A 17961-nucleotide genomic window follows, 5' to 3' on the forward strand; every position below is an offset into this window, starting at 1 on the left:
TATTATATAATTTTAAAATGTTTGATATAGATATCACTAAAATCATTAACCAATACGGTTATTTAATAATACTTATAGGATCTCTTTTAGAAGGAGAGACATGTATTGTTATTGGAGGTATTGCAGCACATAAAAAATTATTAATTTATCATTGGGTTATAATAATTTCTACGTTAGGTGCAATTATAGGAGATCAATTTTTATTTTATATTGGTAAAAAATATAGTAATAAATTATTATTTTTTTTTAAAAAAAATAATTTTAAATTATATAAATATCAAAATTTAATTACAAATTATCCATATATATTTATTATTATGGTTAGATTTATGTATGGTTTCAGATTAATTGGACCAATCATTATTGGTATAACAAAAATAAAAACATTTAAATTTTTGATATTTAATATTATAGGAGCCATAATATGGTCTATAATTTTTGTTAGTTTAGGATTTATATTTGGTGATATTATCACTTCTTGGATCAAAGATATTAATAAAATAACAAAATATATACTATATATTTTAAGTATCATATTATTAATAAAAATAATATATACGTTTTTAAAAAAATAAATATTATTGATCAATAATATTTATTTTATTAAAATAGACATTTTTATAATTTTTATTATTGGTTCAGGATATACTCCTAATAAGAAAGTAATTATTGTTAATAATAATATTAAATATTTACTAATAAATATTTTTTTTGTATTTAAGTTATTTGAAAAAATTAATAAAGATAATTTATTATTATATGGAGGTAAGTATAAATTAATTATAACACGTAAATAATAATATAAACCAGCTGCACTACCTAATATTACTATAAATACTAAATACCATAATTTCATCTTAATAATTAATAGTATTAAATAAAATTTAGAAATAAAACCTAAAGTAATTGGAATTCCAGCTAGAGATAAAAACATAACTGTCATAATAAATGATAAAACAGGTTCATACCAAAATAATCCTCTATAATATTCAAGATTATCAATATTTTTTTTATATTGTTGTTGTATGTTTAAATGAGACATTATACTAATAACAGTAAATATACCTATATTATTTAATATATAACTAATAATATATATTCCCATTGTTTCTAATGAAAATAATATATTATTTGGTATAATTATATTATATATTAATATTATTAATATATAACCTAAATGAGCTATAGAAGAATATCCTAATAAACGTTTAATGTTATTTTGTGATATAGCTAAAAAATTTCCAAATATAATAGAAGTTATTGATATAAAAATTAATAAATTAGATAAAATCAGTCTATTTGAAGATATATTAGTAAAATGAACTAATAATCTTACTAGTGATGTAAAAATAGAAATTTTACTAAATGTGGATAAAAACATTGTTACTGCAGTAGGTGATCCTTGATAAATATCTGGGGTCCATAAATGAAAAGGTACTAATGATAATTTAAATCCTATACTAACTAAAATTAACACTAAACCAATAATACTTATATTATTTACAATTGAATTAAATAAATATTGTTTACTTATATATGTAAAATTTAAACTTCCATAATCAATATAAATTAATGAAATACCTAATATAAAAAAAGAAGTTGCTATACTAGAAAGTATAGTATATTTAATACTAGCTTCTAATGAATTTTTTAATTTTAAATTATATCCAATTAAACCAAATATAGGTATAGATATTAATTCCATGCTTACTAACATTGAAATAAAATTATTAGAACAAGTTAAAACGATACCTCCAATAGAGGAAATAAGAATTAAAAGATAAAATTCATCTTTATTATAATAATAATTTATTAACCAAGGATATGCTATTATACAAGTTATAATACTAGTTATTAATAATATTATAGTATAAAAATAAGAATAATTATCTATTATAAACAATGTATTATTAATATAATTAATATTATTATACATATTGTATAATATAGATAGTAAAGTAAAAAATAAACCACAGATTGTTATTATTAAATGAACAAAATTATTACGTTTAATAGAAATACTTATAAGTATAATTATTATTGTTAAAATAATAATAATTAAAGGTAATAATAGTATTAAATTTTTCATAAAATATATTATATTCTTCCTTTTGTAAAACCATTTATTTTATAAAATATTTTAATGTAATATATTTTTATAATAAATATTATTTATTACATTATAAGAAATATTTAATATAGGTTGAGGATAAAATCCTAATATCAATAATAAAATTAATAAAGAAACAATAATAAATATTTCTCTATAAACTAATTTTTTAAAAAGAAAAACAGTTTTTGTTGGTCCATAAAAAATTTTTTGCATCATATTTAAAGAATAAATACTTGCAAATAATAAACCAAAAATAGCAATACTAGCATATATTGGATAATTTTGGAAATTTCCCATAAGAATTAAAAATTCTCCTATAAAATTTCCAGTACCTGGAATTCCTAAACTTGCTAAAGAAAAAAATAAGAAAAAACCTGGTAATAAATTTATATTACTCCAAAACCCACCCATTAAATTTATATTTCTTGTTTTTAATCGTTCATATATTTGTCCACACATTATAAATTGAGCTGCAGCAGATATACCATGTGATATCATTTGTATAATAACTCCTTGATAAGCAATTTTATTATTACTATAAATTCCAATAAGTACAAATCCCATATGAGATATTGAAGTATAAGCTATTATTCTTTTTATATCATTTTGAATATAAGCTAACCAGGATCCATAAAATATACCTACTATTCCTAATATCATTGCAATAGGAGCAAATTTTAAAGAAGCTAAAGGAAACAATGGTAAAGAAAATCTTAATAATCCATATGCAGCTGTTTTTAACAAAATACCTGCTAAATCTACAGATCCTGCTGTAGGTGCTTGAGTATGAGCATCAGGTAACCAACCATGTAATGGAATTACTGGAATTTTAACAGCAAAAGCAATAAAAAAACATAACATTAATAAAAATTCTAAATTAAATGATTTTGGAGTATTTAATAAATTATTATATTCAAAAGTCCATATTCCTGTTATCTCATGATTTAAAAAAACTAATGTTAAAATACCAAATAACATTATTAAACCACTAACCTGTGTATAAATAAAAAATTTAGTAGCTGCTGTTATACAACTTTTACCTTTTATATTATTATGTCCCCATAACGATATTAAAAAATACATAGGAATTAACATAATTTCCCAACATAAAAAAAATAAAAACATATCAATAGCAAGAAATACACCTATTACCCCACTTAAAATCCATAATAAATTTAAATGGAAAAAACCATGTAATTTTTTTGTTTCATTCCAAGAACATAAAACTGCCATTATTCCTAATAATCCAGTTAAATTAATCATGATTATAGAAAGACCATCCGTAGCTAAATGAAAATTTATACCAAATCTTGGGATCCAAGGGAATATAAATTCTGATATCCATCCAATATATGGAAAAGATAATTTACTATTTAAAAAATATGAATGAGTAAATAATTCAAAAATAGAAAGAAAAAAAACAATACTAATAGAAATTAATGATATCCAACGAGGTAATTTATAATTTAAACGTTCAGTTTGCCAACAAATTAATCCACCTATAAAAGGAACTAATATAAACCAAGGTAATAACATAATATTTCCTAATTATTTTTAAAACTTAATAAAAAATATTAATTTTAAAATATTATTTTATAATAAATAATATTTATTACTGAATATTATAACTAATAACAATATTATTATACCTAAACACATAGATGATATATACCAACGTATATATCCATTTTCACTAATTAATAAAATTTGTTCTGTTTTTTGAGCAAATTTAATTAATATATCTATACCCTGAGAAATAGGATCATTTTTAATGATAAATAATATTTTTAAAAAATTATTTATAAATAATTTTTTATATATTAAATCTAAATAACAACCATTATAAAAAAAATTTTTGATAATATAAAAATTAATATTATTTATTTTAATAAATTTTAATAAATAATTACGATTTTTCCAAAATAATATAAAAAGTATACTACCAGTAGTTGATAATAATGCTGAGATTATTTCTAATATAAAATATTGATTTGTATGTGTAATCATTACATCATTAAATAATGAATATATATTTAATGGTAATAATTTTATACCTATAAAACTAGATAATATACTTAATATTATTAATGGAATATTATGATTCCAACTATTATTTTTAATAGGTATTATATTTGTTTTTCCATAAAAAACAATATAAATTAGACGTGTAATATATAAAGATGTAATAAAAGTACCAACAAAACCCAATATAACAAAAATAAAATAATGATTTATTAAAGCTTCATATAAAATAGTTCCTTTACTAAAACTACTAATACTAATAATTGGAAAAGAACATAATGATAAACTTCCTAATAAAAAACAATAATATATAAAAGGTATATATTTTCTCATATTTCCCATTTTAAATATATTTTGTTCATGATTAGTAGAAATAATAATAGAAGCAACAGATAAAAATAATAATGCTTTAAAAAAAGCATGTGTTATTAAATGAAATAAAGAAGCTTCCCATGAATGTATACCTAATGCTAAAAACATATAACCAATTTGACTCATAGTGGAATATGCTAGAATACGTTTTATATCTTTTTGTACTAAAGCAGATAATCCTGATAATAATAACGTTATTATTCCAATAATACCTATAAATAATAAAATATTATTTGTTAATGAAAATAAAACATAATTTCGTAAAATTAAATAAACTCCTGCTGTTACCATAGTAGCTGCATGAATTAATGCAGAAACTGGAGTAGGACCTGCCATTGCATCTATTAACCAAGTATTAAATGGAAATTGAGCAGATTTACTTATTGCACCTATTGCTAACATTAAAGTAATTATATCTAATAAAAATGGTTTATAATAAAAATGAGATGAATTAATTAAAAAAGATATTTCTTTAAAATTTATTGTTTTAAATAATTTGAATATTAAAAAAATACCTATTGCTAAAAAAATATCACCTAAACGAGTAATTAAAAATGCTCTTATAGCAGATAATCCATTTGAAGTATTTTTATAGAAAAAACCTATTAATAAATAAGAACAAACACCTACACATTCCCAACCAAAAAACATTAGTATAAAATTATCTGCTAATATTAACATAATCATACTAGCAATAAATAAATTAGTATATGCAAAAAATCTTGAATAACCTTCATCATTTTTCATATACCATGATGCAAATATATGTATAAGAAAACCAATACCAGTAGTAACTGATAACATTGTTAATGAAAGCATATCTAAATATAAATTAAAATTAATATGAAAATTATCTATATTTATAATTTGCCATAAAGATTCTTTATATATTAAAATATTATTTTTAAAAAAAATAAAATTAATTATAAATGTAATTATTGTAATAATACCTATAGACCCAACACCAATGATTGTAGATATTTTTTTATTTAAATATTTAGAAAATAAAGAAAGTATGAAAAAACTTATTAAAGGTATTAAAATAGTAAAATAAAGAAATTTCATTCATTCATCTCACTAATTGAATCAATATTAATTGTATTTTGATAATGATATAATTTTAATAATAAAATTAAACCTATACAACTTTCAATAGCAGCAATAGTAATTGATATTATATACATAATTTCTCCTTCTGTTTGTTTCCAATAATTTCCTGAAATTATACAAGATAGTGCTGCAGCATTTAACATTATTTCTACACATATTAAAATATACAACATATTTTGTCTAATAATTACACCAGTTAAACCTATTATAAATATAATAATTGTTATCAACAATCCATAATATAAAGGAATCATATTTTTACTTTTTAATTTTAAATTATTAATGTATTAAAAAACTTAATGTTTAATTTTTTTTATTTCCTATATGAAATACTATAATTAGTCCTGCTAATAATAATATTGATATTAATTCAACAATTATTTTATATTGTTTAAACATATTTATTCCTATACTATTTATATCAATAATATTATTAAATATATATTTATTATTACATGATGCTTTAATCATAAAAATTAAAAAAAATAATAAAACTATTGTTAATAAAATAGAACTAATTAAAACTATTGGTTTTTTTATTAATATTTTTTTTTCTTCTAAAGCTATTTGTTTATGATTTAATAACATTAATACAAAAACAAATAATACAACTATTGCACCAGCATAAATAATAATTTCTAAAGCACCTGCAAAATAATCACCTAAAGTAAAAAATATACCTGATATAGAAATTAATGATACTAAAAAATATACTAATGTATACATAGGATTAATACTTATTACTACACATAATGTAGAGATTATTGATAATAATCCTAATATATAAAAAATTATTTCCATAGATAAACCTTTTATTTATTTATTTTATGGTAGTAAACTTTTAACATCTACTTCAATATTTTTTTTATATTGTGAACAATTGTTTTTAATTTTTACACCAGTAATTTTATAAAAATTATAATGAGGATATTTTCCTGTATTATTAATTAATAAATTTTCTTTTTCATATACCATATCTTTTCTTTTAAATTCACATAATTCAAAATCTGGTATTAATTGTATAGCATTAGTAGGACAAGCTTCTTCACAAAAACCACAAAATATACAACGAGATAAATTTATACGAAAAAATTTAGGATATGATCTACCATTTTTTTTTGTTGCTTTTTTTAAAGAAATACAACCTACAGGACATACTACAGAACATAAATTACATGCAACACAACGTTCATTATTATCATTATCTAATGATAATATTATTCTGCCACGATATCTTGGAGATAAATATACTTTTTCTTCTGGATACATTATAGTTTCTCTTTTTTTAAACATGTTTGTCCAGACTAAAAATATACTACGTATTTGACTAAATAATCCTATAAAAAATTTTTTTAATTTCATATTTATATTATTTCTAAATGAAAATAATTCATATTATCATAAATAATGCAGTAAAAATAAGATTTATTAATGTTAATGGTAAACATATTAACCATCCAAAATTCATAATTTGATCATAACGAGGACGAGGTAATGAAGCTCTTATTAAAAAAAATAATAATATAAAAAATATTGTTTTTAATAAAAACCATATAATAGGTGGTAAAATTGGACCATACCAACCACCAAAAAATATAATTGATATTAAAGAAGACATAATTATAATATTAATATATTCTCCGACAAAAAATAAACCAAATTTAATTCCTGAATATTCAATATGATATCCATCTGAAAGTTCTTGTTCTGTTTCTGGCTGATCAAAAGGATGTCTATGACATAATGCTATAGAAGCAATAAAAAATGAAATAAATCCAAAAAATTGAGGTATAATATTCCAGTAATGATATTGTTTCAATACAATATTATTTAAATTAAATGATCCTGTTTGACATATTACACCCATTAATGATAATCCTAAAAAAACTTCATAACTTAAAATTTGGGCAATACCTCTAATAGAACCTAATAAAGCATATTTATTATTACTTGACCATCCTGCAAATAAAATTGAATAAACAGAAATACTAGCCATCATTAAAAAAAAGAGAATACCAATAGTTAAATTAGATATTATTAATGTAGAAGTAATAGGTAATATTGCAAATACTGATAATAATGAATTAAAAGCAATAATTGGTGCAATATTAAATAATATTTTACTTGTAAAAGTTGGTATTACATCTTCTTTAAAAAGAATTTTGATCATATCTGCTAATATTTGTAAAGATCCAAACCATCCAACTCTATTTGGGCCATAACGATTTTGAAATAATGCTAATATACGGCGTTCTATAAAACTTAAATAAGCACCACTAATTATTATAATTATTAAAATTAATAAAATTTTTAAAATTATTAATACATTATTAATATTAAAAAATAAAAATATATTCATTTTAATACCTTTAATTTTTCAATAGTTTTTCCTAAAAATATTAATGGTATTCCTGGAATTCCTAAAGGTAATCCAATTAATCCTTGATGTAAATTTTTTGAAATACGAAATGGCAAATGAATTTTATTATTTAAGCAAAATATTTCTATTATATTTTTACAAAAATTTTCTTTAATACCTAAATTTATTGCATCTAAATTATTTATAATTATACATTGATGATAAAAAAATTTTTTTATTAATTGTGATTTTTGTATTAAACTATCACTATAAAATAAACTATAATAAGGTACAATGGTAAATTTTTTCACATTAAATGATTTTGGAACAATATATTTAAATGTATTTAATGATTTATTTTTTTTCTTCAAAATTTTTATTCCTGTAGGACCATATTTAGAAGAAATACCTATTTCTTTTTGAAATTTATTTAGAGATTGTAAAGAATTCCAACCTGGATACCATAAAAATGGTAGATGAGAACATTTAATGTTAGTATCATAATTACCTTCCATAGAAAAATTAAAAATAGTATCTTTATCTTCTAATTGTTTTTGTTCATGTATATTAATATTAGATAACATTGATGTTCTACCACTATAACGAATAGGAGATCTTGCAAATTTTCTATCAAAAATTTTATAATCAGCTTTTGGAGCTGCTTTACTAATGCCATTAAGTATAGGTATGTTTTTTTCACAATTTTTTATTATTTCATCTAAAATAATACTATTTAATTTTTTATTATTTATTTTATATTTTAATTCAGATATCCATTTCCAACTAGATTTAACTTGAATTTTTTTATTATAAAAAACAGGATTATATGCTTGAAAAAATCTTTGTGCTCTAGATTCATTATTAATAACAGTACCACTACTTTCAAAAAAACTAGCTGAAGGTAAAATTATAGTTGCTTTTTTCATTGTATCAGTATATTGATGATCCATAACAATAATATTAGATATTTTTTTAAATATATTATTTAATTTATTTTTTTCTTCTTGAAAATATAAATCATTTTCCATAATAATTAATGTATCTACATTAGATAAATTTGTATTAAAAATATCTTCTAAAGATTTACCATTAATAATACTAACCCCCATACTATTAACTGTATTTAATACAAAAAATAATCCTGTATTTTTACCATGTGAATTTAAAGCTTTAACTATATTATATGTTACAGAAATTAAGTCTAATGAACCAGAATTAGTTCCGGAAATAATTAAAGGTTTTTTTGCTTTTAATAATATTTTTGCTATATTTTTTATTTTCTGTAATAAATGATTATCAGTAATAGAAATTTTAGATGATATATTATTAATATAATCAGATAATATAAATCCAAAATTTACTTGATTTTTAATAGGAGCATAATAATTCCAACTAGCAATATCATCTAAAGATGTATTATCTAAACTTGTTATAAATAATGGATTTTTAAACATATTATTTACATTTGTAATAGCATTACTATTCCAATATGGAATATTATTTTTCTCATATATAGATAAATTTTTTTTAATAGCTTGTCTTATTGATAAAGATAATCTAGGACTAGTTATACTAATATCTTCTCCTAAAATTAAAATTGCATCATAATTTTCTATTTCAGTAAGAGAAGGACAATATATATTTTTACTTTGTAATATTTTTATAATTAAATCAATTTGTAATTTTTCTTTATTTAAAATACCAGTAGAAAAATTTTCTTCACCAACTAAATCTTTTAAAGCAAAATTACTTTCTATACTTGCTCTAGGAGAACCAATACCAATAATTCTTTTTGATTTTTTTATTAAATCAGATATTTTTTCTATTATAGATAGATTATCTAAAATAATATTTTGATTATTAATTATTTTAGTTGCTTGTAATGGTCTATTATTATTTACATAACCAAAACCAAAACGACCACGATCACAAATAAAATAATTATTTATTTTTTCGTGATATCTATTTTCTACACTAGATAAATATCCATAACGTTCTCCTATTGAAATATTACAACCTAATGAACAATTATGACAAATACTAGGAGCATATTGCATATCCCATTTTCTAGCAAATTGTTCAGAATAAGTTTTATTTGTAAATACTCCTGTAGGACATATTTCTATTAAATTACCTGAACATTCATTTTCTAATATACCATCAGTTATTCTTCCAAAATAAAGATTATTATTAGATCCAAAAACATCAAAATCTTTTCCACCTGCATAATCTTTATAAAATCTTACACAACGATAACATTTAATACAACGATTCATCGTATGTGATATAAAAGGACCTAAATTTTGATTTTTATATTGTTTTTTAATAAAATTATATCTTCGAGAAACATGACCAGTCATTACTGTCATATCTTGTAAATGACAACTACCACCTTCATCACAAATAGGACAATCATGAGGATGATTAATCATTAATAATTCAATAATATTTTTACGAAAATTTTTTGATTCTATATCATTTACAGAAATATATAAATTTTCAGAAGGTAAAGACATACAAGACATTATTATATGTCCTTTTGAACTTTTACAATCATTATATTTTTTAATACCACATAAACGACATGATCCTACACTTCCTAAAACAGGATGCCAACAAAAATAAGGTAAATCAAAACCTAAAGATAAACATATTTTTAATATATTATCTTTTTTATTAACCTTATAAAATTTTCCATCTATATTAATAATTGTAGTCATAATAAATATATTCCAGTAAGTTATTATAACAAATAATAATTTTATTATTTAATATTTATTAAATATAAATTTTATAAAAAAATTTATATGTAATTTTATATTTACTGTAATATTCCTAATTCAAATTCATTAAAAAAATATTTCAGCGCACTACTTAAAGGTTCTATAGCTCCGACAGGAAGAGCACAAAAAGATTTGCCATCTATTAATTGATTACTAATTTCTTGTAATAACTTAATATCATTAATATGACCTTTTCTATTTTCTAAATTATACAATATTTTTACAATCCATGGTAAACCTTCACGACATGGTGTACAAAATCCACAAGATTCTCTTGCAAAAAATATTTCTATATTTTTTACTAAAGAAACCATATTAATATTATTATCTATTGCCATAGATAATCCAGTACCTAATCTACTACCTACTTTTTGAAGACTAATAAAATCCATAGGTAAATCTAAATGATTTTCAGTTAAAAAACCAGTTCCAGCACCACCAGTTTGCCATGCTTTTAATTTTAGTCCTTTTTTCATACCTCTAGCATATTTTTCTAATACTTCACGTGCACTAGTACCAAATGGTAATTCCCATACCCCAGGATTTTTAACATTTCCAGAAAATCCTAACATTTTTGTACCACTATCATATTTACTTTTAGAAATATTTTTATACCAATAAGATCCATGCATTAATATGCTAGATATATTAAAAAAAGTTTCTACATTATTAATACATGTAGGTTTACCCCATAACCCAATAGAAGAGGGAAAAGGAGGTTTGAATCTAGGATTTGCTCTTTTACCTTCTAATGAATTAATTAATGCTGTTTCTTCACCACAAATATATCTTCCAGCTCCTATATGCATATATAATTCAAAATTAAAATTTTTATTAAAAATATTATTTCCTAAGACACCTAATGTATAAGCTTCTTTTATTGCTAAATTTAAAATTTTAGCACATGTTACATATTCTCCTCTCAAAAAAATATATCCTTTATTAGCTTGTATAGCAAAAGCACTAATGATAATACCTTCTATTAATTGATGAGGAATATGTTCTATTAAAAAACGATCTTTATAAGTTCCAGGTTCCATTTCATCTGCATTACATAGTAAATATCTAATTTCAGAACTTTTTATTTTTTGAGGCATTAAACTCCATTTAATACCAGTAGAAAATCCTGCACCACCTCTACCTTTCAATCCTGAATCTTTAATTAAACTAATAACTTCTTCAGGATTCATATTATTTAATGTTTTTTTTAAACTATTATAACCATTTTTTTTAATATATTCTTTTAAAAATACTGGTTTATTATCATATCTTATACGCCATGTTAATGGATAATTTTCTTCATTAAGATTTAATTTTTTCATTAATATATTTATCCAAAATTTCATTTATATTATCTTGTGATACTGAAGTATAAATTTGATTATTAATCATAATACTAGGACTTTTATCACAAAAACCTAAACAACATATAGGTAATAAAGTAAATAAACCATTAACTGTTGTTTCTCCTGGAATAATTTGTAATTTATTTTTTATTATTTTTAAAACTTTTTCATATCCTGTTATATAACATACAACACTATCACAATATTTAATAATATATTTACCTACTGGATATCTAAAAATTTGGCTATAAAATGTTGCAATACTCTCAACTTGAGAAGGTGAAATATTTAATAATTTCGCAACAATATAAATTATTTCATCAGATATCCAACCATATTTTTTTTGTAAATATATTAATACTTCAATAGAAGCTGCATGATTATATTCATAATGAGATTTTATTTTATTAATTATTTCTAAATCTCTTTGATTTAATATAATTTTTTTTTTATTAAGTATTTTATTCATAATATATATTAACGATCAACATCAGACATAACAAAATCAATACTACCTAAATAGGTAATTAAGTCAGAAACTAAACTACCTCTAATAACTGAAGGTATTTGTTGTAAATGAGCAAAACTTGGTGTTCTTATTCTTGTACGATAACTAATACTATTACCATCACTAATTAAATAATAACTATTAATACCTTTTGTAGCCTCTATCATTTGAAATGATTCATTAGCAGGTATTATAGGTCCCCAAGAAACTTGTAAAAAATGAGTAATTAATGTTTCAATATTTTTTAATGTTTTTTCTTTTGGTGGTGGTGTAGTTAAAGGATGATCTACTTTAAATGGCCCTGTAGGCATATTATTCAAGCATTGATTTAAAATACGTAAACTTTGCCATATTTCTTCTAATTTTAACATAACTCTAGAATAACAATCACTTATATTATTACCTATTGGAATATCAAAATCAAAATTTTCATAACCAGAATAAGGTCTCCATTTACGTACATCAAAATTTAAACCAGTAGCTCTTAATCCAGCACCTGTAATACCCCATTGTATAGCTTCTTTTTGTGAGTATACTGCTACATTTTTTGATCGAGATATTAAAATACTATTTTGTAATGCTGTTTTTTTATACATTATTAATCTTTTAGGAAGCCATTCTAATATTTTTTTTAAAAGTATATTCCAACCTTTTGGTAAATCATTTGCTAATCCACCTATTCGGAACCATGCAGGATGCATTCTTGCACCTGTAATTGCTTCAATTATATCATATATTTTTTGTCTATCAGTAAATGCAAGAAATACAGGTGTCATAGCACCAACATCTTGAATAAAAGTAGATAAATATAATAAATGACTATTAATACGGAATAATTCTGATAGCATAATTCTAATAACTTTAATCCTATCTGATACAATAATATTTGCTAATTTTTCTATTGCAAGAATATAAGGCATTTCATTTATACAACCACCTAAATATTCAATACGATCTGTATATGGAATATAAGTATGCCAAGTTTGTCTTTCAGCTATTTTTTCTGCACCTCTATGATGATATCCTATATCTGGAATACAATCTATAATCTCTTCTCCATTTAATTGTAAAATTATTCTAAATGCTCCATGTACAGAAGGATGATTAGGACCTAAATTTAAAAACATATAATCATAATTTTTATTATTAATCTTTATTCCCCATTCTTCTGGATTAAATTTTGTACTTTCAATATCTATTTTATATTTATTTTTAGATAAAGTATAAAATTCATTTTCAGTTGCTTTTGCAGGAAAATCTTTACGTAATGGATAACCATTATTCCAGTTATATGGTAAAAGAATATGAGATAAATGAGGATGATTAATAAAATTAATTCCAAACATTTCCCATATTTCTCTTTCATACCAATTAGCATTGGTAAAATATTTTGTTATACTATCAATAGATAAACTATCCATTTTTAATGGAACCTTAATTATTATATCAATATTTCTATTAATTGAAATTAAATGATAAAATAAAGAAAAATCCATTTTTAATGTTAAATTAAATTTATTATGATGAAGTCTTTCATCTACACCATGAATATCATATAACATATTATATGGATCATTAATTTTATATAAAAATTTTATAAAATGTATTAATTCTTTTTTTTTTACCCAAATTACTAATGGCATATTTATATTTTTATTATTTTGTATTAAAAAATTTTTTGATCCAAAATAACTGTATAATTTATTAATTATTAAATCATTAGAGTAATTAGAATTATTAGTTAATAATTGAGAATTAATATTATTTATTGCCATTGTTTTTTCAACATTATTATTAAAATTATTCATAAATCTTCTATTCCTATTTAAATAATAGTAAAATTACTATTTTAATGAGTAATGAATAATTTAATTAAATTGTATCAGGAGAACGTAATTTTATATTTTTTTTTGTATATTTTTTTTTTTGTGATGACATTTTAGGTTTATATATTCCTTGATCACCCATTATCCAAGAAAATGGACGTCTTTCATTACTAATAGATTTTTGTAATAATAATAAAGCTTGAATATAAGCTTCTGGTCTAGGAGGGCAACCTGGGATATAAATATCTACAGGTAAAAATTTATCAACTCCTTGAACTACAGAATATATGTCATACATACCCCCAGAATTAGCACATGCACCCATAGAAATTACCCATTTAGGTTCTAACATTTGATCATATAATCTTTGTATAATAGGTGCCATTTTAAGAAAACATGTTCCAGCTATAACCATAAAATCAGCTTGTCTAGGAGATGCTCTTAAAACTTCTGATCCAAAACGAGATATGTCATTTATAGATGTAAATGATGTTGTCATTTCTACATAGCAACAAGAAAGACCAAAATTATATGGCCATAAAGAATTTTTTCTTCCCCAATTAATAATTTGATGAGTTATTTTTTTTAAATTTCCTAAAAATATATTTTCATGTACTTGATCTTTAATAGGATCATTATCAATATTTTTTATTTCTTCTAATGGATATATTTTTTTGTTATTAATATTTACTTTAGTAAGAGTATATTTCATAATATAGTATTTATTTTATATTTTAATAATGAATTAAGAATATTTTTTAGATCTCCAGTTTAAAGCACGTACTCTAAATAAATAAAATAAACTAATTAAAATTGTTATTATAAATAATAACCCTTCTATAAATCCTTCTAATTTAATTTCTTTAATAGAAACAGACCATATATATAAATACAATGCTTCAACATCAAAAATCACAAAAAACATAGCTATTAAATAAAATTTAATAAAAATTTTTATTTGGGCATTACCAAAAGAACAAGTACCTGATTCAAATGGTATATTTTTATCTGTTCCATAAGATCGACCTCCTAAAAAATGAGATACTAACATAACAGTACAACTAATTATAATAGCAAATATTTGAAATATAAAAAAAGATAAGTTATTAATATAATAATTTGTATTAATCATAATTAATTTTTTAAAATAAAAATTTATTTGTTAATAATATAATAAGTAAATATAATATGTAAATATGTTGATTGTTTATATTTTAAACTAATCATTAAAAATTAATATTATTTATATTAAAAATATAAAAAATAATAACATTATTGAATATAATTATTTATTAAAAATGATTTAAGATAAGAAAAATTATTTGGAAAATTATAAGATAAATTTTCTTTTTTTATGTAATGAGTTAATTTATTTGGTAATTTAATTGTAATTTTTAAAATCTTATTTACATATTCTTGAAATTTTGCTGGATGTGCAGTACCTAAAAAAATTCCAAATGCTTCTTTATTTTTAATCTTTACTTGTAAAGCATGATATGCTATTGCAGAATGTGGTTCTGTAATATAGTTATATTTATTATATAATTTTAATATAGATTGTTCAGTAACATAATCTGATATAGATTGAGATGATAATTGATTTAAATTCCAATTATTTATTTGAAATAATTCTATTATACGTGGCCAATTATTCGGACAACTTACGTCCATAGCATTAGACGCTGTTGCAATAGTTTTTTGAGGATTCCAAATACCACTTTTAAGATATCTAGGAACTGTATCATTAGAATTAGTAGCTGCTATAAATTTTTTTATAGGTAATCCCATTGATTTAGCTATTAATCCAGCAGTTAAATTACCAAAATTACCACTAGGTACAGAAATAATAACATTACTTCTATTATCTGGTAATATTTGAGAAAAAACTTCAAAATAATAACATATTTGAGCTATTAATCTACTAATATTAATTGAATTTGCAGAATTAAGAATTAATTTTTTTCTTAAAGTTATATCTTCAAAAGATTTTTTAATTAAATTTTGACAATCATCAAAATTACCATCAATAGAAATTGTTTTAATATTTTTACCTAAAGTACAAAATAATTTTTCTTGTAAAATAGATATTTTATTTTTAGGATATAAAATTATTACTTCAATATTATCAATATTATAAAAAGCATGAGCAACTGCAGCTCCTGTATCACCAGATGTAGCAGTTAAAATAATCATTTTTTCTTGTTTATTAAAATAATTTAACATTTGAGACATAAAACGAACTCCAAAATCTTTAAAAGATAAAGTGGGTCCATGAAATAATTCTAAACAAGAAATATTACTTGTAATATTAATTAATTTTAGTGGAAAATTAAATGCCTTATAAATATTTTTTGTTAAATTTTCTAAAGAAATTTCATTTTTAATAAATAAAGATATGATATAACTACTACGATTAATAAAATCCATATCTAGTATTTTTTCAATATTTTGAAAATTAATTTTAGGTATAAAATTAGGAAAAAATAATCCTTGATTTTTTCCTAATCCTGTTTTTAAAGCTTGTTCAAAATTTATTATTTCTTTATGATTATTTATATTATAAAATTTCATTTTTTCTCCATTATTTGTGTGCCTTTTTTATTAACTACACAAATATATACAAAACCTTTATTATTTTTTATATAATTTATTTGTAACCACTTAACCATATTTTGTGCAATATTTAAATTATTAAAAATAGTAAATAATGTAGGTCCTGAACCTGAAATACCATAACTTAAAGCTCCTAACTTTTTAGAAATTTGACGAATATTTTCAAAATTAGGTAATAGTAATTTTCTATATGGTTCAGCAATAAAATCTTTCATTAATTTTGCTGCAAGTAATTCTTGTTTAGTATGACTTGCATGTATAAATCCTGCTAAATATTGGCTTTGTTTAATACAAATATTTTTATTATAATATTTAGGAAGTATTTTTCTAGAATCATGAGTTGAAAGTTTTATACCAGGATAGGCAATTACCCAAAACCAATTATCGAATACTGGTATATCTTGAATAATTAAATTATCAGTTATTAATATTAATTTAATTCCCCCTAAATAACAAGGAGCAACATTATCATAATGTATATGACCAGATAATGATTGTTCTAATTCTCCCATTAAAATTAATAAATCATTATCATTTAAAGGATTATTAAGAAATAAATTCATAGCTTTTAAAAAAGCAACTATAGAACAAGAACTTGAACCTAAACCTGAAGCTACAGGTACATTTTTTTCTAAAATAATTTTTAATGGTATGATTTTACCTATTTTATCACAAAATTTAGACCAACAATGAAAAATAATATTTTTATAAAAATTTTTTGGTAGATCATTAAAAAAATATCCTTGACTTATTAATCTAAATTTTTTAGATGATGTTATTGATACATAATCACCTAAAATTCCTCCATCTAACCTAGATAATGCTATACCTAATGAATCAAAACCAACATTAATATTTCCTATAGAAGCAGGAGCATAGATTTTTATCATTACTTTAAATTCCTATATT

The 17961-nt window shown here is 21.2% G+C and carries 16 protein-coding genes; 1 reads left to right on the forward strand and 15 read right to left on the reverse strand.

Features of this window, described 5'->3' with window-relative positions:
- Window positions 1–17 precede the first annotated feature (17 nt).
- Complete coding sequence (locus GJT84_RS01985) at window positions 18–575, forward strand: DedA family protein (protein ID WP_168867255.1); 558 nt, start codon at window positions 18–20, stop codon at window positions 573–575.
- Between the two features lie 20 nt (window positions 576–595).
- Here the strand turns inward: GJT84_RS01985 and GJT84_RS01990 are convergent, their stop codons facing one another.
- The 15 genes from GJT84_RS01990 to thrB all read right to left on the reverse strand — a co-directional run bounded on the left by GJT84_RS01990 (window position 596) and on the right by thrB (window position 17942).
- A complete protein-coding gene (locus tag GJT84_RS01990; RefSeq protein ID WP_168867256.1) occupies window positions 596–2089 on the reverse strand; it encodes an NADH-quinone oxidoreductase subunit N in 1494 nt (497 codons plus the stop codon).
- 51 nt (window positions 2090–2140) lie between these two features.
- Entirely contained in the window at window positions 2141–3649 is a 1509-nt protein-coding gene (gene nuoM, locus GJT84_RS01995; protein WP_168867257.1) for an NADH-quinone oxidoreductase subunit M, read from the reverse strand.
- 57 nt (window positions 3650–3706) lie between these two features.
- On the reverse strand, window positions 3707–5572 hold the full coding sequence (nuoL, locus tag GJT84_RS02000) for an NADH-quinone oxidoreductase subunit L (protein ID WP_168867258.1): 1866 nt from the start codon (window positions 5570–5572) through the stop codon (window positions 3707–3709).
- Window positions 5569–5871 (reverse strand): NADH-quinone oxidoreductase subunit NuoK, encoded by a 303-nt coding sequence (gene nuoK / locus GJT84_RS02005; protein ID WP_168867259.1) that lies wholly within the window; start codon window positions 5869–5871, stop codon window positions 5569–5571. The genes nuoL and nuoK overlap by 4 nt, the downstream gene beginning before the upstream one ends.
- Window positions 5872–5920: 49 nt before the next feature.
- Window positions 5921–6418, reverse strand: coding sequence for an NADH-quinone oxidoreductase subunit J family protein (locus tag GJT84_RS02010; RefSeq protein ID WP_168867260.1), 498 nt, complete (start codon window positions 6416–6418; stop codon window positions 5921–5923).
- A 24-nt stretch (window positions 6419–6442) separates the two neighbouring features.
- The gene (gene nuoI, locus GJT84_RS02015) at window positions 6443–6979 is read right to left on the reverse strand and encodes an NADH-quinone oxidoreductase subunit NuoI (RefSeq protein WP_168867261.1); all 537 of its coding nucleotides are present in this window, start codon (window positions 6977–6979) and stop codon (window positions 6443–6445) included.
- 28 nt (window positions 6980–7007) lie between these two features.
- Entirely contained in the window at window positions 7008–7976 is a 969-nt protein-coding gene (gene nuoH, locus GJT84_RS02020) for an NADH-quinone oxidoreductase subunit NuoH (RefSeq protein ID WP_168867262.1), read from the reverse strand.
- Window positions 7973–10696 (reverse strand): NADH-quinone oxidoreductase subunit NuoG, encoded by a 2724-nt coding sequence (gene nuoG / locus GJT84_RS02025; protein WP_168867263.1) that lies wholly within the window; start codon window positions 10694–10696, stop codon window positions 7973–7975. The genes nuoH and nuoG overlap by 4 nt, the downstream gene beginning before the upstream one ends.
- Before the next feature lie 101 nt (window positions 10697–10797).
- Window positions 10798–12081 (reverse strand): NADH-quinone oxidoreductase subunit NuoF, encoded by a 1284-nt coding sequence (gene nuoF, locus GJT84_RS02030; RefSeq protein WP_168867264.1) that lies wholly within the window; start codon window positions 12079–12081, stop codon window positions 10798–10800.
- On the reverse strand, window positions 12062–12574 hold the full coding sequence (gene nuoE / locus GJT84_RS02035; protein ID WP_168867265.1) for an NADH-quinone oxidoreductase subunit NuoE: 513 nt from the start codon (window positions 12572–12574) through the stop codon (window positions 12062–12064). Before nuoE ends, nuoF begins: the two co-directional genes overlap by 20 nt.
- An 8-nt stretch (window positions 12575–12582) precedes the next feature.
- Complete coding sequence (nuoC, locus tag GJT84_RS02040) at window positions 12583–14388, reverse strand: NADH-quinone oxidoreductase subunit C/D (protein WP_168867366.1); 1806 nt, start codon at window positions 14386–14388, stop codon at window positions 12583–12585.
- A 97-nt stretch (window positions 14389–14485) separates the two neighbouring features.
- A complete protein-coding gene (locus GJT84_RS02045; protein WP_168867266.1) occupies window positions 14486–15151 on the reverse strand; it encodes a NuoB/complex I 20 kDa subunit family protein in 666 nt (221 codons plus the stop codon).
- A 33-nt stretch (window positions 15152–15184) separates the two neighbouring features.
- Entirely contained in the window at window positions 15185–15574 is a 390-nt protein-coding gene (gene ndhC / locus GJT84_RS02050) for an NADH-quinone oxidoreductase subunit A (RefSeq protein ID WP_425483712.1), read from the reverse strand.
- 137 nt (window positions 15575–15711) lie between these two features.
- Window positions 15712–17010, reverse strand: coding sequence for a threonine synthase (gene thrC / locus GJT84_RS02055; protein WP_168867268.1), 1299 nt, complete (start codon window positions 17008–17010; stop codon window positions 15712–15714).
- A complete protein-coding gene (thrB, locus tag GJT84_RS02060; protein ID WP_168867269.1) occupies window positions 17007–17942 on the reverse strand; it encodes a homoserine kinase in 936 nt (311 codons plus the stop codon). The genes thrC and thrB overlap by 4 nt, the downstream gene beginning before the upstream one ends.
- Between the last annotated feature and the right edge of the window lie 19 nt (window positions 17943–17961).

Origin of the sequence: Enterobacteriaceae endosymbiont of Plateumaris sericea (assembly GCF_012562605.1) — a bacterium.
Classification (GTDB): domain Bacteria; phylum Pseudomonadota; class Gammaproteobacteria; order Enterobacterales; family Enterobacteriaceae.